This window comes from Mesorhizobium sp. LSHC412B00 (genome assembly GCF_000503035.1).
GTDB lineage: Bacteria > Pseudomonadota > Alphaproteobacteria > Rhizobiales > Rhizobiaceae > Mesorhizobium.
This window is the reverse complement of the sequence record NZ_AYWB01000004.1, coordinates 66258-87237: the sequence shown is the minus strand read 5'-3', so window position 1 is coordinate 87237 and position 20980 is coordinate 66258. Positions and strand designations below refer to the sequence as shown.

At 63.6% G+C, this 20980-nt stretch carries 18 protein-coding genes and 1 pseudogene; 7 read left to right on the top strand and 12 right to left on the bottom strand.

Annotated elements, in window-relative coordinates; translation table 11 throughout:
• Positions 1 to 92: 92 nt before the first annotated feature.
• Together X757_RS155375 and X757_RS155380 are read left to right on the top strand one after the other, a co-directional pair.
• Positions 93 to 1520, top strand: coding sequence for a gamma-aminobutyraldehyde dehydrogenase (locus X757_RS155375; protein WP_023702661.1), 1428 nt, complete (start codon positions 93 to 95; stop codon positions 1518 to 1520).
• A gap of 153 nt (positions 1521 to 1673) precedes the next feature.
• Positions 1674 to 2372, top strand: a complete 699-nt coding sequence (locus X757_RS155380) for a hypothetical protein (protein WP_023698927.1) — start codon at positions 1674 to 1676, stop codon at positions 2370 to 2372.
• 28 nt (positions 2373 to 2400) lie between these two features.
• On the opposite strand, the pseudogene X757_RS1000000169520 reads toward X757_RS155380, so the two are convergent.
• The 10 genes and pseudogenes from X757_RS1000000169520 to X757_RS155425 form a co-directional block, all read right to left on the bottom strand.
• Positions 2401 to 2725, bottom strand: a pseudogene (locus X757_RS1000000169520) (hypothetical protein).
• Between the two features lie 54 nt (positions 2726 to 2779).
• Positions 2780 to 3142, bottom strand: coding sequence for a nuclear transport factor 2 family protein (locus X757_RS155385; RefSeq protein WP_023688799.1), 363 nt, complete (start codon positions 3140 to 3142; stop codon positions 2780 to 2782).
• A 76-nt stretch (positions 3143 to 3218) separates the two neighbouring features.
• Positions 3219 to 3698: a carboxymuconolactone decarboxylase family protein gene (locus tag X757_RS155390; RefSeq protein ID WP_023688798.1), complete on the bottom strand. Its 480-nt coding sequence runs from the start codon at positions 3696 to 3698 to the stop codon at positions 3219 to 3221.
• A 110-nt stretch (positions 3699 to 3808) separates the two neighbouring features.
• The gene (locus X757_RS155395) at positions 3809 to 5362 is read right to left on the bottom strand and encodes an alpha/beta fold hydrolase (RefSeq protein ID WP_023673422.1); all 1554 of its coding nucleotides are present in this window, start codon (positions 5360 to 5362) and stop codon (positions 3809 to 3811) included.
• A gap of 134 nt (positions 5363 to 5496) precedes the next feature.
• Positions 5497 to 5811, bottom strand: coding sequence for a formate dehydrogenase subunit delta (locus tag X757_RS155400; protein ID WP_023688796.1), 315 nt, complete (start codon positions 5809 to 5811; stop codon positions 5497 to 5499).
• The gene (gene fdhD, locus X757_RS155405; protein ID WP_023725816.1) at positions 5801 to 6631 is read right to left on the bottom strand and encodes a formate dehydrogenase accessory sulfurtransferase FdhD; all 831 of its coding nucleotides are present in this window, start codon (positions 6629 to 6631) and stop codon (positions 5801 to 5803) included. The genes X757_RS155400 and fdhD overlap by 11 nt, the downstream gene beginning before the upstream one ends.
• A 349-nt stretch (positions 6632 to 6980) precedes the next feature.
• Positions 6981 to 9893 carry a formate dehydrogenase subunit alpha gene (fdhF, locus tag X757_RS155410; RefSeq protein WP_023673425.1) on the bottom strand — a complete coding sequence of 971 codons (2913 nt, stop codon included), beginning with the start codon at positions 9891 to 9893 and terminating at the stop codon, positions 6981 to 6983.
• Positions 9894 to 9903: 10 nt separating this feature from the next.
• A complete protein-coding gene (locus X757_RS155415) occupies positions 9904 to 11460 on the bottom strand; it encodes an NADH-quinone oxidoreductase subunit NuoF (protein WP_023703520.1) in 1557 nt (518 codons plus the stop codon).
• On the bottom strand, positions 11457 to 11936 hold the full coding sequence (locus tag X757_RS155420; RefSeq protein WP_023688791.1) for a formate dehydrogenase subunit gamma: 480 nt from the start codon (positions 11934 to 11936) through the stop codon (positions 11457 to 11459). The genes X757_RS155415 and X757_RS155420 overlap by 4 nt, the downstream gene beginning before the upstream one ends.
• A gap of 194 nt (positions 11937 to 12130) precedes the next feature.
• Positions 12131 to 13030, bottom strand: a complete 900-nt coding sequence (locus X757_RS155425; RefSeq protein WP_023688790.1) for a LysR family transcriptional regulator — start codon at positions 13028 to 13030, stop codon at positions 12131 to 12133.
• Positions 13031 to 13188: 158 nt separating this feature from the next.
• Between X757_RS155425 and X757_RS155430 the strand changes: the two genes are divergently transcribed.
• From X757_RS155430 to X757_RS155440, 3 genes are all read left to right on the top strand, one after another.
• Positions 13189 to 13830 carry a DUF47 domain-containing protein gene (locus tag X757_RS155430; protein WP_023673429.1) on the top strand — a complete coding sequence of 214 codons (642 nt, stop codon included), beginning with the start codon at positions 13189 to 13191 and terminating at the stop codon, positions 13828 to 13830.
• Between the two features lie 3 nt (positions 13831 to 13833).
• Positions 13834 to 14838: an inorganic phosphate transporter gene (locus X757_RS155435; RefSeq protein ID WP_023703518.1), complete on the top strand. Its 1005-nt coding sequence runs from the start codon at positions 13834 to 13836 to the stop codon at positions 14836 to 14838.
• A gap of 77 nt (positions 14839 to 14915) precedes the next feature.
• Entirely contained in the window at positions 14916 to 16181 is a 1266-nt protein-coding gene (locus X757_RS155440; RefSeq protein WP_023725815.1) for an Mrp/NBP35 family ATP-binding protein, read from the top strand.
• 159 nt (positions 16182 to 16340) lie between these two features.
• On the opposite strand, the gene X757_RS155445 is transcribed toward X757_RS155440, so the two are convergent.
• Positions 16341 to 16799, bottom strand: a complete 459-nt coding sequence (locus X757_RS155445; RefSeq protein ID WP_023725814.1) for a carbon monoxide dehydrogenase subunit G — start codon at positions 16797 to 16799, stop codon at positions 16341 to 16343.
• A gap of 143 nt (positions 16800 to 16942) precedes the next feature.
• Between X757_RS155445 and X757_RS155450 the strand changes: the two genes are divergently transcribed.
• Positions 16943 to 18748, top strand: coding sequence for an IlvD/Edd family dehydratase (locus X757_RS155450; protein ID WP_023688786.1), 1806 nt, complete (start codon positions 16943 to 16945; stop codon positions 18746 to 18748).
• Between the two features lie 141 nt (positions 18749 to 18889).
• On the top strand, positions 18890 to 19288 hold the full coding sequence (locus X757_RS155455) for a hypothetical protein (protein ID WP_023725813.1): 399 nt from the start codon (positions 18890 to 18892) through the stop codon (positions 19286 to 19288).
• A gap of 17 nt (positions 19289 to 19305) precedes the next feature.
• Here the strand turns inward: X757_RS155455 and X757_RS155460 are convergent, their stop codons facing one another.
• Positions 19306 to 20925, bottom strand: a complete 1620-nt coding sequence (locus X757_RS155460; RefSeq protein WP_023725812.1) for a trimethylamine methyltransferase family protein — start codon at positions 20923 to 20925, stop codon at positions 19306 to 19308.
• Positions 20926 to 20980: the final 55 nt, after the last annotated feature.

Below are 20980 nucleotides of genomic sequence, written 5' to 3'. Positions count from 1 at the left end.
GGGAGTAGCGAACAGCGAATAGGGGAGATTGCACGACCAGCCCTATTCGCTACTCGCTATTCGCTACTCGCTCCTGACCGAGGAGAACCTGCATGGACACCCAGATGCTGATCGGCTCGAGCTTCGAGAACGGCACCGAGACCGAGGAGCCGATTCTGAATCCAAAGACCGGGGCGACCATTCTCAATTTGCCTGAAGCCAGCCAGGCGCAGATCGAGGCGGCTGTTACTGCCGCCGAGCGAGCGTTCGTCTTGTGGTCACGCACAACGCCGGCGCAGCGCTCCGGCTATCTCCTCAAGATCGCCGACCGCATCGAGGCCAACGCGCGGGAGTTCGCGGCGCTCGAGGCGCTGAATTGCGGCAAGCCGATCAACGCCGTGCTCAATGACGAGATCCCGGCGATCGTCGACTGCTATCGCTTCTTTGCCGGCGCTGTGCGTTCGATGCCGGGCGTGGTCGCCGGCGAATACATTCCCGGCCACACCTCGATGGTGCGGCGCGACCCGATCGGCATCGTCGCTTCCATCGCGCCGTGGAACTATCCACTGATGATGATGGCCTGGAAGCTGGCGCCGGCCATTGCCGGCGGCAACACCGTCGTCTTCAAGCCGTCGGAGCAGACGCCGCTGACGGCGCTGAAGCTGGCCAGGATCCTGGCCGAGGTGCTGCCCGAGGGCGTCGTCAATGTCGTGCTCGGCCGCGGCGACAGCGTCGGCAACACGCTGATCAATCACGCCAAGGTCAACATGATTTCGATCACCGGCGACGTCGCCACGGGCAAGAAGGTGCTGCAGGCCGCCGCCAAGTCGGTCAAGCGCACGCATCTGGAACTCGGCGGCAAGGCGCCGGTCATCGTTTTCGACGATGCCGACCTCGGCGCCGTGGTCAACGGCCTGCGCGCTTTCGGCTACTACAATGCCGGGCAGGATTGTACAGCCGCCTGCCGCATCTATGCCGGCAAGAAGATCTACGACAAGCTCGTCGCCGATCTCTCATCTGCCGTCTCGACCATCAAATACAACCAGCCCGACGACACCGAAAACGAGATCGGGCCGCTGATCTCGCGCCGCCAGCGCGATCGAGTCTCGAGCTTCGTCGAGCGCGCTTCGGAACTGAAGCACATCGAGATCACCACCGGCGGCAAGCCGGGCGAAGGCTCCGGCTTCTATTACCAGCCGACGGTGGTTGCCGGCGCGCTGCAGGAAGACGAGATCGTGCGCCGCGAAGTGTTCGGTCCGGTCGTCTCCATCACCCGCTTCTCCGAAGTCGATGAAGCCGTGAACTGGGCCAATGACAGCGACTACGGCCTGGCATCCTCGGTGTGGACCAAGAACGTCTCGCGCGCCATGGCGACGGCCGCCCGTCTGCAATATGGCTGCACCTGGATCAACACCCATTTCATGCTGACCAACGAGATGCCGCATGGCGGGTTGAAGCAGTCTGGCTACGGCAAGGACATGTCTCTCTATGCGCTGGAGGATTATACCGCCGTTCGTCATGTGATGGTCGCGCATGGGTAGAGGCTGCCAATATCTCTAAAATGTTCGCCAACCCGTTTTCTGTACATTAAGCGAGAGTTACTTTTGCGGTACGGCGGGAGTTCACGATTTACTGAATATTCAACCTGAACGAGCAGCCTCTTGCCGGGAAACCGCGCGGCGAGGGGTTTGCGCATGAACACGACCAAGATCAAGCTGGTACTCATTGGCGGCTTCTGTCTGCTGATCGCTGTGTTCGGCGGCAAGGACATGATCAAGAAGAGCGGCTGGCCCGAGGCGCCTGCTGAAATCCTCGCGGTCAATGTCGAATGCGACATGGAATCGACCGCCCACAAGATTGTCTACAAGACCGTCAGCACCGCCACGATCCCGTGCGAACTGGTGGATGCGTTCAAGACGGTTCATGCTGACAAAGAGTGGAAGGTGACCCAGAAATTCACCGGCACCTTGCGCGTCGGCACCGGCGCCGACGCCGTCGAGGCCACGATGGAGCTGAACAAGAACGGTGCCCGCGAACCGCAGGTCGGCGACAAGCTCACCGTCGTCCAGAACCCCGTCAACCCCACCCAGATCGAACGCACCGGCATGACCGGCACGCGTTTGACGATCGTCATTGGGGCTGGACTGCTCGGCGCGTTGCTTCTCTATCTTGCTTTCAAACCCCGCCGGCGGATGTCGACCTCCGCCGTGGCGGGCAACCCTGCCGGAGATGCCGGCGCGGACCAGCGCGCGCGCCAGGCCGACGCCTTGATAGCGGCGGCCCTGGCCAAGCAGGCCACATTGCCCAATCAGCCGGCACGTGTCGCGGCTGCCGGATCGGGCAGGGAAGGGCGGTTTTCCGGGCAGCGGACGAGTTTCGGCCGCCGCAACTGATGGCCGAAAACTGCTGCACCTGCCACGGCTACTCCACGATGCGGTAGATGTTCCAAAGGCTGGTGCCTGAAACGACGTAGGGCTCCATCTCCTTGCCCCATTTGGCGTGCGCGTCGATCTTGCCGATCCTGGCGAAGAATCCCTCCAGCTGGGCAAGGCTTTCGACCTGATGATGCGATTCGACCGTCGCTTCCCGAGCTCCGACCGAACCGGTCATGATCTGGAACTCGAGATCGGCAATGCCGACCTGAGAGCCGATCNGAGCCGATCTCGCGTTCCCATTTCTTCAACAGGTCGAGCACGGTCTGCTTGTGCCCGAACTTGGCGTCGATCTGCCATCTGGCGCTGAACATTTTGTCTCCTCCAGTTTTGCGGCCCAAACCGCGGTTGATCTTTCCGCGGTGGAACTACTCGTCCCAGGCCTGCACGACGGTCTGTCGTGCAATCCGCCCATTCTTCAGCTCCAGCATCGCCGCGCAGAACACTTTCGTTCCGTCCGGATAGGCGCAGGCCTGGGTGAAGGCGAGATTGTCGCCATCGGCGATGGTGGTGTCGACCTTGTGGGTCATCGCCCGGCTGCAGATGTCGTCCCAGAAGGTGCTGATCGCCGCCCGGCCGCGGATCTCGCGCGGCTTGCTCGGCGGATTGTTGCGGTCGATCACCCGCACCAGTGCGTCGTCGGCATAGAAGCTGGCGAGCATCCTGCCGTCCCGTCCTTCGATCGCTTTCTTGATCGCCGCGCCGTCCACGCTCTGCGTCTTGGTCAGCATCTTGTCCTCCATGGCCCGTTGATCGGGCGGTTGAATGATCACAAGCAATGCCCGGCGCACCGCCCGGCATTTTCTTTCACTGCGACTTGGCTTTGACGGCTGCGAACACGCCGTCGGTCTGTTGTTTGAAGGTCGCGAAATCGACCTGGCTGCCGTTGAGCATCGTCGACCAGTGGCGCACGATGGCCGCCATCGCGATCGCCTCCTTGATCTCCTCATCGGTCGCGCCATTGAGCTTGGCGGCCTCGGTGTGGAAATAGATGCAGTACTGGCAGGGGATCTGCGAGGCGACGGCCAGCCCCAGCAGTTCCTTGGTCTTGCCGTCGAGCGCGGTCTTGGGGTTGAGCTGCACACCCTTGATCTCGGCCCAGGCGCCGGCAACCGCGACATCGGGCAGCGTCTTGAACATGTCCGGCACTGAGCCGAGCGTCGCCTCGATGTCCTTGTAGGCGGCGGCCGCCGAGGCATCCTCGGCTCTGGCGGGAGCGATCGTGAACAGCGCGCCAACGCCTGCCGCTATCACCAGCGATTTGATCGACCTGTTTGACTTCAGCATTGCATCCTCCATCCGCAGTGCCTTTCCCGGCGACATCCGCCTGGCCTGCATGGAGAGAATTGGTACGCCTCGACCCCACCTGGCCGCTTCGCCCGAAAGCGCCATGGTCCCTATGGCCCGTCCGGGCCAGCCTGCCTGGCGGAAAATGCCGCTGCCGCCGCCCGTGACGGCAAATCGAGCTTCAGCAATATGTTGGCGACATGACGCTTGACCGTATGCTCGCTGAGCCTCAGCTCGGCGGCGATCGCGGCATTGCTCTTGCCGTCGGCGATCAGGATCACCACCTCGCTTTCGCGCGCCGTCAGTTGAGCCGGCTCGGCGGGTTTCGCCTTGGGGCGGCAGGCCGGCTCCAGGTGCTGTTCCGACGTTGCCTGGACCAGCGCCAGCGGCTCGTCCAGCTCATCCACCGTGACACGCCCGGCATCGATGAAATGCAGGCCGGACCCCGCCGCCAGATCGGCGGCCAGCCGCGACGCCAGAATATCGCCGCGCCCGGCATGGGCGGCGATCTGCATCGTCACCCGTGCCATCAGCCCCACCGGCGGCCCGCGCATTTCGACCTCACCGACATGGGCGCCCTGGGCGCTTGCAATGCCCATATGTTGCGCCGCATCGCGCAGTGCCGCCGCGCAGCGTATGGCCCGCGCCGGCCCGTCGAAGCGCGAGATCATCAATTCGCCATGGATGCCGGCGACGCGTCCGCCATGACGGCCGACCAGCTGCTGCCAGCTCTCCTGGAAGCGCTCGCTACGTTCGCTCCACATGCGGTCGCCAACCCGCGCCGTGTCGTAGATGCGTGTCGCCAGAAGAGCGGCAAGCACGCGCTCCGCTTCGGCCACGGCACGCTCGCCGGTCAGGAATTCCTCGATCAGGTCGGCCACCCGGTCGACATCGCCGGTCCAGATCGGGTGGTCGCGCCCGGGGACCTCGACCAATCGCGCATTGGCGATCTCTTTCGCCAGGAAGCGGCTGGCGTCCGGGTCGACCCGCGCGTCGTTGCGGCGATGAATGAGCAGTGTCGGTGCGCCGATCGCCGAAAGCACGCCGCGCACATCGATTCCGGCATTCATCCGGGCAAGGGCTGCCGCTGCCGTCGGACTGGCCGACAGCCGCTCGAAGCGGGCCCACCACTGGGTGAAATGCGCATCATCTACCCGGCCGGGAGCGAAGTTGGGCAGTGTGGCGCCCGTGCCCCATTCCGTGCCGGCCGTCGCGATGAAGGCCTCGAGGCGCTCCGGCGACATCACCCATTTGTGGAAATGCGCATAACCGCCATAGAGCGCCAGCGCTCGTGTCCGTTCCGGATAGGTGGCGGCAAACAACATTGCCATCGGCGCGCCTTCCGAAGCGCCGAGCAAGGCCGCGCGGCCGCTGCCGGTGGCATCCATCACCGCGCGCACATCGTCCATGCGGGTTTCGAGGCTGGGCAGGTGGCGTGGGTCGACGCGGTCGGACAGGCCGGTGCCGCGCTTGTCGAACAGGATCAGCCGCGAGAACGCCGAGAGCCGTTTCAAGAGCCTGGCGTAGCCCTCGTCTTCCCAATGCAGGTCGAGATTGGAGATGAAGCCGGGCACGAAAACCAGGTCGAACGATCCCTGGCCGACCACCTGATAGGCGATCCGCACGTCGCCGCTAAGGGCATATCGCGTCTCGATCGGCCTCACGTTGCTATCCCGCCCGGCCAGACGATTTCTGATCGCCGACCATAGCAGACGCCCGGCGGATGCGGCAGCCAAACTTTAGAAGACAGGAATATAGCCCGCGGCGAGCCGTGTTCGCCCGCCATTTCTGGGGGAGGCTATTTCTGGGGAGCGGCGCTCTCTGCACCCGTGGGTTGGACGTAGCCGATGCTCACATCGGCCTGCTCCTCGGTCTTCGGCCGCTTGATCCTGGCCGAGGCCACGACGACGAGTTCGTCAAAACCTTCGCCGCCGCTGTCCAGCATCTCGAAGAACTGCCGGCGCATCCTGGGCTCCCAGAACTTGTTGATGTGCTCGGCCACGCCCGCCACACCTTCCTCGCGGGGCCTTGAATGGAAGAAGGCGGCGATCTGGTTGGCCATGCGCACCAGCTTTTCCCCGGTGCTCGTGATGTGTTCTTCGTCATGCGACATGCTGGGCAACTCCCAAGACCACCCGTTCCGGGTGGGTGAAAACATCGAAATCGTCGCCGCGCACCAGCGCCACCAGCGTCATGCTGGCCTCATCAGCGGTGCGGATGGCGAGCGCTGTCGGCGCCGAGACGGCGATGATGAAGGCCGAGCCGATCGCCGCCGTCTTCTGCACCATCTCCACCGAGACGCGTGATGTCACCACCACCGCGCCCGATGCACCGTCAATGCCGGCCTTCGCCAGCGCGCCGGCCAGCTTGTCCAGCGCATTGTGCCGGCCGACATCCTCGCGCGCCATGACGATGCCTTTGCCGGGAATGTAGAAGCCCGCTGCATGCACGGCGCCGGTTTCTGAATGCAGAGGCTGCACCTTGGACAAAAGCTTTACCGAACGGGTGATATCGTCGGCTTCAAGCGTAAGCTTGGACGCACCAACCTTGTCGACCGAGCGCATCGCTTCCTCAATCGATTCGATGCCGCACAGCCCGCAGCCAACCGGCCCGGCCAAGCGCCGGCGCCGCGTCTCGAAGCGCGTATTGGCCTGGTCCTTCAGCCGGATCTGGATATCGATGCCGGCGCCATGGTCCTCGACCTCGATCGCATCGATTTCGTCAGGCAAGGCTATGATGCCTTCGGTCAGAGAGAAGCCGAGCGCGAAATCCTCGAAATCGGCCGGGCTCGCCATCATCACCGCATGGGTGGTGCCGGCAAAGGAGAACGCCACCGGCGTCTCCTCCGGCACCATGCGGTTGGCCGATGTCGTGCCGCTGGCGCGGTGGGCAAGGCGAGAGATTTGGGTGGTGGCTTGGCGTTTTCGGGTCACGAGGCGCGCCCCTCTGCCCTGTCCGTCCTTAGCAGTAGCTGTGGAGGCTCGCGCCTTTCCTCTCCCCCGTCGACCGGGGGAGAGGTGTCAAGCGAAGCTTGACGGAGTGGGGGTCGACTGCTCGCCAGATAGGCCGGTTTGCCTGCTCTTTGGGTTGTGCGCGACTTTCGACGGCTGCGTGTTGCGGGGCCGGCTTCCCCCACTCCGTCGCCGCTTCGCGGCGCCACCTCTCCCCCCTCCGGAGGGAGAAGAAAGGCGCCATTCGGCATAAGCTCGCGTCCTTCCTGACGGAGTAGGGGTCGACCAACCGTCAAGATTGAAGCTCTTATTGTCGAACGCCGTGGCAAGACTACTCCGCCGCTTCCAGCTTTGCGATGCGGCGGCTCTGCTCGGCCTGCTCGTTATAATCGCGCTGCCAGTCCGAAGGCCCGTTGGAGGCGCCGACCTGCACCGCGGTCACCTTGTACTCCGGGCAGTTGGTCGCCCAGTCCGAGAAGTCGGTGGTGATGACGTTGGCCTGCGTGTCGGGATGGTGGAAGGTCGTGTAGACCACACCTGGCGACACCCGGTCGGTGATCAGCGCACGCAGCGTCGTCTCACCCGAACGGCTGGTCAGCCGCACCCAGTCGCCATCGCGCAGGCCGCGGTTCTCGGCATCGTGCGGATGGATCTCCAGCCGGTCCTCCGAGTGCCACATGACGTTTTCGGTGCGCCTTGTCTGTGCACCGACATTGTACTGGCTGAGGATGCGACCGGTGGTCAGCAGCAACGGGAAACGCGGCCCGGTCCGCTCGTCGGTCGCCACATATTCTGTGCGGATGAACTTGCCCTTGCCGCGCACGAAGCCGTCGATATGCATGATCGGCGTGCCGAGCGGCGCCTTCTCGTTGCAGGGCCATTGCACCGATCCGACACGGTCGAGCAGATCGAAGGAGACACCGGCGAAGCTTGGCGTCGTTTTGGCGATCTCGTCCATGATTTCGGAGGGATGCTGGTAGTTCCAATCCAGCCCGATCGCGCGGGCAAGCTCCTGTGTCGCTTCCCAGTCGGCATAGCGCGCCTTCGGCTCCAGCACCTTGCGCACCATGTTGATGCGGCGCTCGGCATTGGTGAAGGTGCCGTCCTTTTCCAGGAAGGTCGAGCCCGGCAGGAAGACATGCGCGTAGTTCGCTGTCTCGTTGAGGAACAGGTCGTGCACGACGACGCATTCCATCGCCGCCAGGCCGGCCGCGACATGCTTGGTATCAGGGTCCGACTGCAGGATGTCCTCGCCCTGGATGTAGATGCCCTTGAAGGAGCCGTCGACGGCGGCATCCAGCATGTTGGGGATGCGCAGGCCCGGTTCGTCGTCGAGCTTCACCCCCCACAACGTCTCATAGATGTCGCGCACCGCCTCGCCGGAGATGTGGCGGTAGCCCGGCAGTTCATGCGGGAACGAGCCCATGTCGCAGGAACCCTGCACGTTGTTCTGGCCGCGCAGCGGGTTCACGCCGACGCCGGGACGGCCGATATTGCCCGTCGCCATGGCAAGGTTGGCGATAGCCATAACCGTGGTCGAACCCTGGCTGTGTTCGGTCACGCCGAGGCCGTAATAAATCGCGCCATTGCCGCCCTTGGCATAGAGCCGCGCAGCACCTCGGATCAGTTCGGGATCGACGCCGGACAGCTTGCCCACGATTTCGGGGCTGTTTTCCGGCAAGGCGACGAAAGAAGCCCAATCCTGGAACTCCGCCCAGTCGCAGCGATCGCGGATGAAGGCTTCGTCGAAAAGCCCTTCGGTAACGATGACATGCGCCAGCGCCGTCAGCACCGCCACGTTGGTGCCCGGCTTCAGCGGCAGGTGATAGTCGGCCTCGATATGCGCCGACTTGACCATTTCGGTGCGGCGCGGATCGAGCACGATCAGCTTGGCGCCCTGGCGCAACCGCTTTTTCAGCCGCGAGGCGAACACCGGGTGCGCGGAAGCCGGATTGGCGCCGATGATGACGGCGACATCGGTGAAATCGACGGAATCGAAATCCTGCGTGCCGGCCGAGGTGCCATAGGTCTGGCCGAGGCCGTAGCCGGTCGGCGAGTGGCAGACGCGCGCGCAAGTGTCGACATTGTTGTTGCGGAAGCCTTGGCGCACCAGCTTCTGGACGAGATAGGTCTCTTCATTCGTGCAGCGCGAGGACGTGATACCGCCGATCGAGGTGCGGCCGTATTGATACTGGATACGGCGGAATTCCTTGGCCGTATGGGCGATGGCCTCTTCCCAGCTCACCTCGCGCCAGGGATCGCTGACCTTTTCCCGGATCATAGGCGACAGGATGCGGTCCTTGTGGGTGGCATATCCATAGGCGAAACGGCCCTTCACGCAGGAGTGGCCGTGGTTCGCCTTGCCGTCCTTGTAGGGCATCATGCGAATGACTTCGTCGTCCTTCACTTCGGCCTTGAACGAGCAGCCGACGCCGCAATAGGCGCAGGTGGTGACGGCGGAGCGCTCGGGCATGCCTTTCTCAAGCACGGTCTTTTCACGCAGCGCATCGGTCGGACAGGCCTGCACGCAGGCGCCGCAGGATACGCATTCGGAGGCGATGAAATCCTCGTGCATGCCGGCGACCATGCGCGATTCGAAACCGCGGCCCTCGATCGTCAGCGCGAAGGTGCCCTGCACCTCCTCGCAGGCCCGCACGCAGCGCGAGCACACGATACATTGCGCCGGATCATAGGTGAAATATGGGTTGGACTCGTCGCGGGCGATGTAGTCGACCGCCAGCGAGCCATGGCCGGGCGCGACGCCGTTTTCCTGCTTGACGTGGTTGCGGCCCTCGATGCCGAAGCGGTTCTCGGTCAGGCCGACCGATTTCGCCACAACGTCGAACTCGCTGGCGCCGGTGCCGGCCTTCTCGTTCCAGCCGGTCGGGTGGTCGGAGACGTAAAGCTCCATGACACCGCGGCGGATGGCGTCGAGCCGCTCGGATTGCGTGCGCACCACCATGCCTTCGCCGACGGGCGTCGTGCAGGATGCCGGCGTGCCGCCGCGCCCGTCGATCTCGACCAGGCAGACGCGGCAGGAGCCGAACGAGTCCAGCATGTCCGTGGCGCAGAGTTTTGGGATCTCGACCCCGCCTTCCATCGCCGCGCGCATGATCGACGTACCCTCCGGCACGCTGATGCTGCGGCCGTCGACGATCAGCGTAACCTGCTTTTGCGCCTTCGATTCCGGGGTTCCGTAATCGAGTTCTTCGATGAGTGTCGGGAAGTCGGCCTTGATATTCATCTGCCAGCTCCTATTCAGCAGCCACGCGCGCCGGCGCGGGCTTGAAATCTTCGGGGAAATGGGTGATCGAGCTCATCACCGGATAGGGCGTGAAGCCGCCCAGCGCGCAGAGCGATCCGAACTTCATCGTGTTGCAGAGATCGGTGACCAGTGCCAGGTTCTTCTCCGGCTCGATGCCGGCGGCAAGCCGGTCGATGGTCTCCACCCCGCGTATCGAGCCGATGCGGCAGGGCGTGCACTTGCCGCAGCTTTCGATGGCGCAGAACTCCATGGCAAAGCGCGCCTGCTTCAGCATGTCGGCCGTGTCGTCGAACACGGTGATGCCGGCATGGCCGATCAGCCCGTCGCGCTTCGCGAACTCTTCGTAGTCGAACGGCGTGTCGAACAGGCCGCGCGGGAAATAGGCGCCGAGCGGGCCGCCGACCTGCACCGCCTTCACCGGGCGACCTGTGGCCGTACCGCCGCCGATATCGTCGACGATCTCGCCCAGCGTCATGCCGAACGCCGCCTCGAACAGGCCGCCGAACTTGACGTTGCCGGCGATCTGTATCGGGATCGTGCCGCGCGAGCGGCCCATGCCGAAATCCTTGTAGAAGGCAGCACCCTTGTCCATGATGATGGGCACGGAGGCTAGGCTGATGACGTTGTTGATCACCGTCGGCTTGCCGAACAGACCCTGGATTGCCGGCAGCGGTGGCTTGGCTCGCACCACGCCGCGCTTGCCTTCAAGGCTGTTCAGCAGCGAAGTTTCCTCGCCGCAGACATAGGCGCCGGCGCCGACGCGGATTTCCATGTCGAAGGCGTTGGGCGAACCCAGCACGCTGACGCCGAGCACGCCTGCCTTGCGGGCGACCTCGACAGCCTTGTTCATGACAGCCACCGCATGCGGATATTCCGAGCGGATATAGACGAACCCCTTGGTCGCGCCGGTGGCGATGCCGGCAATCGTCATGCCTTCGATGAGCACGAAGGGGTCGCCCTCCATGATCATGCGGTCGGCAAAGGTGGCGCTGTCGCCCTCGTCGGCATTGCAGACGATGTATTTGCGGTCAGATGTCGTATCGAGCACCGTCTTCCACTTGATGCCGGTCGGGAAGCCGGCGCCGCCGCGGCCGCGCAAGCCCGATTCCGTGACCTGTTTGACGATGTCGAGCGGCGCCATGGCCACCGCGTTCTGCAGGCCCCTCAGCCCGCCCAGTGACTTGTAGGCGTCGAGCGATAGCGGGTCGTTGATGCCGCAACGCGCGAACGTCAGGCGCGTCTGTTTGGCCAGGAACGGGATCTTGTCGGGCGCGCCCAGCCAGCGCTTGTGATGGCCGCCAGTGAGAAAGCCGCTGTCGAACAGGCTCTTGACGTCCGATGGCTTGACCGGCCCGTAAGCGACGCGGCCCTTTTCGGTCGCGACCTCGACCATCGGTTCGAGGAAATAGGCGCCGCGCGAGCCGTTGCGGACGATCTTGGCCTCGACGCCCCGTTCAGCCAGTTCCGCACGAACAGCCTTGGCGACCTTTTCGGCGCCGAGCGCCAGCGCGCCGGAGTCACCTGGAATGTAGATGCGCGGGATCATGAGCGTACCTCCCCGACGATCTCTTCGATCTTCTCGTCATCGAGCCGCCCGATCACCTCACCATCCAGCATCGCCGACGGTGAACAGGCGCACAGACCGAGGCAATAGACAGGCTCAAGTGTAACCGATCCGTCGCGGGTGGTCTCATGGAAATCGATGCCCAACAACTGCTTGACCTTTGCGGCGATCGCATCCGAACCCATCGACTGGCAGGCTTCCGCCTGGCAGAGCTTGAGCACATGCCGGCCAGCCGGCCGGGCACGGAAATCATGATAGAAGGTCACGACGCCATGCACTTCGGCCCTCGACAGGTTCAGCCCATCGGCGATGACGGGCACGGCGTCCTGCGGCACGTGGCCAAATTCTTCCTGGATCTCGTGCAGGATCGGCAGCAGGGGGCCTTCGAGGCCCTTCAACTCCTGGATGATCGCCGCCGTGCGCGACTGTATCTCGGTACTTGCAGGCTGCATCGTCACGCAGCGCCCTCCCTATCGTAGCGATCGATGCATATAATCGTCCAAAGGCATGAAGCGGTTTTGGAACAACGACATGCCTACGCCGCTTAATCGCTAAGTGCTTAAGAAATCAGAGAAAACCTCTGAAATCAATAAAGCGGTTTCGTTGCACGATAGAAAATTTCTATCGCGCCGATTGACCAGTTATGACTAGCTCAGCGATTGGCGCGGAAATCGTCTGCCAGCGCCATCGCCTCGTCCAGCAGCGCCTGCACCAGCGGCGTGTGCGGTTCGCGCGGCGCGGCGACCAGCCCGACCGTGTGGCTGGCATCCGGTTCGACGATCGGAATGGCCCGGATCGGCTCGGAAAAACCGAATGTTTCCGCCAGGTTGAGCGGCATGATCGACGACCATTTGCCTGTCCGTATGTGGGAGAACAGCACGATCATCGAGTTGGATTCCAGTGTCGGCCGCACCTGCACGCCGGCCTCGGCCAGATGCTGGTCGATGATGCGGCGGTTCTGCATGTCCGGCGTCAACAAGCAGAGCGGCAGCTGGCTGATTTCGGCCCATGTCACTTTGTCGCGATCCGAATAGGGATTTCCGACCGCCGTGATCAGCTGGTAGCGCTCGTCATAGAGCGGCACGCTGGTCACCCGTCCGAGAGGCTCGTTGTCGAGATAGGTGATGCCGGCATCGACGTCGAAATTGCCGAGCAGCGACAACACCTCGATCGAGGTGCGCGACAGGATAGAGAAGGTGACGCCCGGATGCTTCTCGCGAAATGGCGTCGTCAGCCGCGCCACCATGGCGAGGGCGGTTGGGATGGCGGCAATACGGATACGCCCGGACAGGCCATGTCGCGCCGCCCGCATCTCTTCGCGCATGGTCCTGGAATCGCCGACGATGCGACGCGCCCACACCAGCACCTGCTTGCCTTCCGGCGTCAGCCCCTGAAAGCGCGAACCGCGATTGACCAGCATGACGCCGAGCTGGCCCTCCAGCTGCTTGATCCCGGCCGACAAGGTCGGCTGCGTGACGCCGCACGCTTCCGCCGCCCGGCCGAAATGCTCCTCCTTGGCCAGCGCGATGAAGAATTCGAGCTTGTCGATCATGCCATCCGTCCGTTCGTTGCGCGCAAGGTCGGGGAAATTGCCTTTCGCCGCAAGCTCTACCCGCAATTGGCCATGCATCCACATCTTTGGGCCGGCTGGCTGTTTCCCCCGGCCGAACACGGCGCTATGTGGTTGGATGGAATACGAGGAGATCGGACATGCTGGGCTGGTTCCGCAAGCTTTTGCCGCGCGAAGATCGCTTCTTCGACCTCTTTGAACGGCATTCCCGCACCGTGGTCGGCGGCGCCGAGGCGCTGGAGCAGCTTCTGCAGGGCAAGGACATCGATCGCTGGTGCCAGAAGATCATCGATCTCGAGGACGAGGCCGATCATATCACGGCCGAAGTCCTGCTGGCGGTGCGGCGTTCCTTCATCACGCCTTTCGATCGCGGCGACATCAAGGACCTGATCCAGTCAATGGATGACGCCATCGACATGATGCACAAGACCGTCAAGACGGTGAAGCTGTTCGAAAAGAAGGAATTCGACCCGCTGATGCAGGAGATGGGTGGCGTCATCGTTGCCGCCTCCAGGCTGGTTGCCGAAGCGATCCCGCTGCTCAGCAAGGTCGGCACGCACACGGTACGCCTCAACGCCATCGCCGAAGAGGTGATGCGCGTCGAAAGCCGCGCCGACGATCTGCATGAGCAGGGATTGAAGGACCTGTTCAAGCGGCATGGCCGCAGCGATCCGATGGCCTACCTGATCGGCTCGGAGATCTACGGCCAGCTGGAGAAGGTGGTCGACCGCTTTGAGGACGTCGCCAACGAGATCAGCGGCATCGTCATCGAGAACGTTTAGGCAATGGAAGCCACCATCGCCTTTCCCGTGCTGATCGGCCTTGTCGCCGTCGCGCTGTTTTTCGATTTTCTCAACGGCCTGCACGATGCAGCGAACTCCATCGCCACCATCGTCTCCACCCGCGTGCTGAGACCGCAATATGCGGTCCTGTGGGCGGCTTTCTTCAATTTCATCGCCTTCATGTTCTTCGGCCTTCACGTGGCTGAAACCGTGGGAAAAGGTATCGTCGACGTCAGCATCGTCACGCCGGCGGTGATCTTCTCGGCGCTCGTCGGCGCCATCGTCTGGAACATCGTCACCTGGATTGCCGGCATCCCGTCCAGCAGTTCGCATGCCCTGATCGGCGGGCTTGTCGGCGCCGGCGTTGCAAAGGCTGGGCCCGGCGCCATCGTCTGGACCGGGCTTGGCAAGACGGTCGCCGCAATCGTCGTGTCGCCGGCGACAGGGTTTGTTCTGGCGCTGGTCCTCATCCTGGCCGTTTCCTGGCTGTTCGTGCGCCAGACACCGTTCGCCGTCGACAGCACTTTCCGCGTCATGCAGTTCTTTTCGGCCTCGCTTTATTCGCTAGGGCACGGCGGCAACGACGCCCAGAAAACCATGGGCATCATCGCCGTGCTGCTCTATTCGCAAGGTATGCTCGGCGGGACGTTCTACGTGCCGCTGTGGGTCGTCCTCACCTGTCAGACAGCACTGGCGCTCGGCACTTTGTTCGGCGGCTGGCGCATCGTCCACACGATGGGCTCGAAGATCACCCGGTTGAACCCGATGCAGGGCTTCTGCGCCGAGACCGGCGGCGCCATCACCCTGTTTGCCGCCACCTGGCTTGGCGTCCCCGTGTCGACCACCCATACGATCACCGGGGCCATCATCGGTGTCGGCGCTGCCCGTCGCGTCTCGGCCGTGCGCTGGGGCATTGCCGGCAACATCGTCATCGCCTGGATCGTCACCTTGCCGGCCACGGCTGCAATTTCGGCGCTCACCTACCTTGCGGTTGGCCTGGCAGGGTGAGGCGGACACCGTGGTGCTTGGAGTCGCTGCCAATCTGCACTATCTGAGCCGCAGCCAAACGCCTTAGGGAATAATGCATGTCCGTCACCAAGGAAATCGTCACCGAGCGTCTGAAGACGGTCAACGGGCCGGACTTCACCGGCAACATCGTCGACCTCGGCATGGTTTCGGAGATTTTCATCGCCGATTCGAAAGTGTTTTTCTCGATCACCGTTCCCGCCGCCCGCGCACAGGAGATGGAGCCGCTGCGCGCTGCAGCCGAGCGTGTCGTCAAGGCGATCCCTGGTGTCGCCGGCGCCGTCGTCGCGCTGACGGCGGAGAAGAAGGGCGGCGGCATGGAGGCTCCGGTTGCGTCGCGCCCCGCGCCCAGGCCGGCACCGACGGCCGCGCCCGCCGCGCCGCGCCCAGCTCCACACTCTCCAGCCCCGCACGCCCCGGCCTCGCAAAGCTCGGGCAAGCGCGGCGTNGCCGCGCCGCGCCCAGCTCCACACTCTCCAGCCCCGCACGCCCCGGCCTCGCAAAGCTCGGGCAAGCGCGGCGTGCCCGGCATCGAGGCGATCATCGCGGTGGCGTCCGGCAAGGGCGGCGTCGGCAAGTCGACCACCGCTGTCAACATCGCGCTTGGCCTCGCCGCCAACGGTTTGCGTGTCGGCGTGCTCGATGCCGATATTTATGGCCCGTCCATGCCCAGGCTGCTCAACATCCATGGCCGGCCGCAGACCGTCGACGGCAAGATCCTGAAACCGATGGAGAATTACGGCCTTAAGGTGATGTCGATGGGCTTCCTCGTCGACGAGGAGACGCCGATGATCTGGCGCGGTCCGATGGTGATGTCGGCGCTGACGCAGATGCTGCGCGAGGTCGAATGGGGCCGCCTCGACGTGCTCGTCGTCGACATGCCGCCCGGCACCGGCGACGCCCAGCTGACCATGGCCCAGCAGGTGCCGCTGGCCGGCGCCGTCATCGTCTCGACGCCGCAGGACCTGGCGCTGATCGACGCCCGCAAAGGATTGAATATGTTCAAGAAGGTCGACGTGCCGCTGCTCGGCATCGTGGAGAACATGAGCTATTTCATAGCCCCCGATACCGGCAAGCGCTACGACATCTTTGGCCATGGCGGGGCGCGGCGCGAGGCCGAGCGACTCGGCGTGACCTTCCTCGGCGAAGTGCCGCTGGAAATGGGCATTCGCGAAAGTTCTGATGAAGGTGCTCCGGTGGTGGCGTCGAAGCCAGACAGCGCCGAGGCGAAGATCTATCGCGGCATTGCTTCGAAGGTCTGGGACCGGGTCAACGAAGAACGCGGCGCGGCCGAAGCGGCGGTGCCGAACATCGTGTTCGAGTAGCTCGGATATCCCTCCCCCTTGAGGGGAGGGTGGCCCGAAGGGCCGGGTGGGGTCCGCGGTGACACGCTCGACGCTATTTCTTTACAAGTCGAGGCAGCTCAACTCACGTTGAGGCAGTTGAGGCGACCCCACCCGCCTCGCTTCACGAGGCACCTCCCCTCAAGGGGGAGGGGAACCCACCTTCTCGCCAAAGCTTGAAAAGAACTGCAAGGCCAGCTTCTTCGAAGTCGATTCGATGAGCCGGCTGCCGAGTTGGGCGATCTTGCCGCCGACTTCGGCTTTGGCCGCGTATTTGAGGACCGTCGCATCCGGCCCGTCCGCCGTCAGCGTCACGTCGGCGCCACCCTTGGCGAAGCCGGCAATACCGCCCTTGCCCTCGCCCTGGATGGTGTAGGAGTGCGGCGGCTTCAGGTTCTTCAGCGTCACCTCGCCGTTGAATGTCGCCTTGATCGGTCCGATCTTCAGGACCACCGTCGCTGCCATTTCGGTCGGCGATTTCATCTCCAGGTTCTGGCAGCCGGGAATGGTCGCCTGCAAAACCTTCGGATCGTTCAGCGCTTCCCACACTTTCTGCAGGGGGGCGGCAATGCGTTCCTCGCCTTCGATCACCAAAGCCATCGATACCTCCCGGACAGACTTCGAAGGCCTAACGCACGGTCTGGTCTGTGTCTATCGCACCAAAGTCCGGTTGCGACGGTGCGCCCTCTTGCCTGCTTCCGCGCGTTGCCATATCGATTTGTCTTACAAATACGGAGACCATGATGGCAGGCGCCCCCACCGGAAAGAAGAAGTTTCGCTCGCAGGAGTGGTTCGACAATCCCGACAATCCAGGCATGACCGCGCTTTACCTCGAGCGCTACCTGAACTACGGCCTGACGCGGGCCGAGCTAATGTCGGGCAAGCCGCTGATCGGCATCGCCCAGACCGGCTCGGATCTGTCGCCATGCAACCGCCACCATATCGAGCTCGCCAAGCGCGTGCGCGAAGGCATCGTCTCGATGGGCGGCATCCCCTTCGAATTCCCGTGCCATCCGATCCAGGAGACCGGCAAGCGCCCGACCGCGGCACTCGACCGCAACCTTGCCTATCTCGGCCTGGTCGAAGTGCTTTACGGCTATCCGCTCGACGGCGTCGTGCTGACCATCGGCTGCGACAAAACCACGCCGGCGCTGCTGATGGCGGCGGCCACCGTCAATATTCCGGCCATAGCACTTTCGGTCGGACCGATGCTCAATGGCTGGCACAAGGGCAAGCGCACGGGATCGGGCACCATCGTCTGGGAGTCGCGCCAGCGCCTCTCGGCCGGCGAGATCGACTATGACGAGTTCATGGACATCGTCGCCTCATCGGCGCCGTCGACCGGCTATTGCAACACCATGGGCACCGCCACCACGATGAACTCGCTGGCCGAGGCGCTCGGCATGCAATTGCCGGGCTCGGCTGCCATCCCGGCGCCCTATCGCGAGCGCGGCCAGATCTCCTATGAGACGGGCAAGCGCATCGTCGAGATGGTGCATGAGGATCTGAAGCCGTCCGACATCATGACGCGCAAGGCCTTCGAGAACGCCATTGTCGTCAATTCGGCGATAGGCGGCTCGACCAACGCGCCGATCCACCTCAACGCGATTGCCCGCCATCTCGGCGTGCCACTCACCAATGACGACTGGCAGACGGTCGGCCTCCATGTGCCGCTCATCGTCAATCTGCAGCCATCGGGCGAATATCTCGGCGAGGACTATCACCATGCCGGCGGCGTGCCGGCTGTGGTGGCCGAACTGATGAAGGCCAAGCTGCTGCCTTATCCCGAAGCGATGACCGTCAACGGGAAATCGATCGGCGACAATTGCAAGGATGTGGCCAACGAGAACACCGACGTCATCCGCACCGTCGCCGAGCCGCTGAAGGCCAATGCCGGCTTCATTAATCTCAGCGGCAATCTGTTCGATTCCGCAATCATGAAGATGAGCGGCATCTCGCCGGAATTCCGCGAACGCTATCTCTCCAACCCGAACGACCCGGAAGCCTTCGAGGGCAACGCCATGGTCTTCGATGGTCCCGAGGACTACCACGCCCGCATCGACGATCCGGCGCAAGGCATCGACGAGCACACCATCCTGTTCATGCGCGGCGCCGGCCCAATCGGCTATCCCGGCGGCGCCGAGGTCGTCAACATGCAGCCGCCGGCCTATCTCATCAAGAAGGGCATTCACGCGCTGGCCTGCATCGGCGATGGCCGCCAGTCGGGCACATCCGGCTCGCCGTCTATCCTCAACGCTTCGCCGGAGGCCGCCATTGGCGGCGGCCTGGCGCTGCTCAAGACCGGCGACCGTGTGCGCATCGATTTACGGAAAGGCACTGCCAACATCCTCGTCACCGACGAGGAAATCACGCGCCGCCGTGCCGAACTGCAGGTCGATGGCGGCTATCATTATCCCAAGCATCAGACGCCATGGCAGGAGATCCAGCGCTCCATGGTCGACCAGTTCTCGGAGGGCATGGTGCTGAAGCCGGCGGTGAAATACCAGGACGTCGCGCACACCAGCGGCGTGCCGAGGGACAACCACTGAGCGTTGCAAGCTTGGTGAAATCGAAGGCGGCTTGCCATCGGGCAGGCCGCCTTTTCTCATCGCAACGCTCTTGTATCGATTGGGCCAAGTCTACAGATACGTCGTCTCGATAGGTCCTGCACAAGGGGATAACACCCATCAATGACGAAGCGGCGCTCTTCAATCGGTTTCCTCGGCATGTTCGGTCGCTCCGGCGATTTGCGGGAACTCGACACCGCGCTGCGCGGCGCCGATCTGCATCCGGCGCTTGTCCCTGAGGGGGTAAAGCTCACCATCGTCAATTTGATGAAGGATTATTGGCCGGACGAGCCGCCGCCGGACGCCTACCGGTCCGTGGCGCAGCTGTTTGGCTATTGCATCGCAGGCCCACAAACCTTCGAGCAGGCCAATGGGCCGGAGCGGCGGCTGGACGCTGAGCGCCGCATCGAGGCTGCGCTTGAAACCGGCGACAGCCTGGATGCCCAGATCGTGTTGATGGCGCTGCATGGCAAGCTGATCAGCGCCGAAGTCGTCGAGCGCTTTGGGTTAAGTGCGGATTGACATACGTAAGGTGAAGCTTACCCGCCCATGCCGCTGCGTGGCAGCTTGATCATCTCGCCGAAGCGGGCGCGCAATTTGTCGTCGAGCAGCTTCGGCACATGGCGCGGGAACCGCTCGGCAAGCACGCGCTTCTTTTCGATGATCGCCCGCTGCAAGATGTCGGGCCGGCCCTTCTCGTTCCATTCCTTGGGCGAAAAGCGGTCGCCGACGGCCGGATAAAAATACTCGGTCTGCATCAGGCGCAGCGTCTGCTCGTTGCCGAGATAGTGGCCTGGGCCATTCATGCAGACTTCGGTGATGGTGTCGATCGACAGCGCTTCGTCGGTCACTTCGATGCCGCGCACGCAGCGCAGGCAGTGGCCCAGCATGTCATTGTCTATGATCAGGCTCTCCAGGCAAAAGCCGAGCAGCGAGGCATGCATACCTGCCGATTCATAGACCAGATTGAGGCCGGCAAGACCGGCCATCACGTCGGTGATCCCCTTTTCATAGCCGGACTGGATGTCGGGCAGTTTCGAATCCGTCATGCCGGCGGCCGAACCGCCCGGCAGATCGTAGAACTGCGCCATCTGCGCGCAGGCCGAAGTCAGCACGGCCTGCTCGGCCGAACCGCCCGACATGGCGCCGGTCCTGAGGTCGGAGACGAACGGCCAGGTGCCGAAGATCGCCGGATGCCCCGGCTTGATGGCGTTGACATAGATGAGACCGACCAGCACTTCGGCCACCGCTTGCACCACAGCGCCGGCAATTGCCGCCGGAGCGGTGGCGCCGGCCTGGCCGGCCGATAGAAGCAGGATCGGAATGCCGCCTTCGACGCAGGCTTCGAGCACGCCGCAGGCGTCCTCGGCAAACTTCATCGGCGGCACGACGAAGCAATTGGAGTTCGACACGAACGGCCGGGCGCGAAAGTTCTCCTCGCTGCCGGCGATCGCATAAAGCATTTCCAGCGCCGGCTGCACGTTCTCGCGCACCGTGAACGAGGTGCCGACATGCTTCGAGGTGCCCATCACGCAGGCGTAGAGCGTGTTGAAGTCCATTTCGAGCGGATCGGGAATGTCGCGCGGCACCATCGGTCGCTGGAAGAAATGGATGTTGTCGAGCCCTTCGACGAGGCGGGCGGCATCATAAATGTCCTGCACCAGCGACTCGCGGTATTCGCGCTTTTCGACATCGACCAGATGCACCGCCGCACCCGCCGTGCCGTAATGCACGCGCTTGCCCTGGATCAGCATGTCATGCCTGGGGTCCTGGCCGTGCAGCGTAAAATTCCGCGCGGCTCGTCTGATCGTGTCCATCACAAGCCCACGTGGGAAACGGATGCGGCCGTCATCGCCATAGACGGCGCCGACCCCGGTCAGCGCCTCGATGCAGGAGGGAATGGCATTGGCGAAGCCGACGGTCTCCAGCAGCGTCAGCACCGCTTCATGGATGCGCTCCTGGTCGTTCTGGTTGAGCGGCCCGTAGCTGCCGCCTTCGAGGCCGGCGCGCACCGGCCGGATATCGTCGGCAAGCGGTGCGGCCCGCATGGCGCGGCGCGCTTCGCGCCCGCCGGATCGTCGCGTACGCTGGTCGGCTGATGTATCTTTAGGAGCCGCATCCTTAAGAGCCGCATCCTGCTGCTCAACAGCCACTGACATGGGGGGCACTCCACCTTTAGCTTGCGAAACACGGCGCGGTGATTGGTCCCCGTCG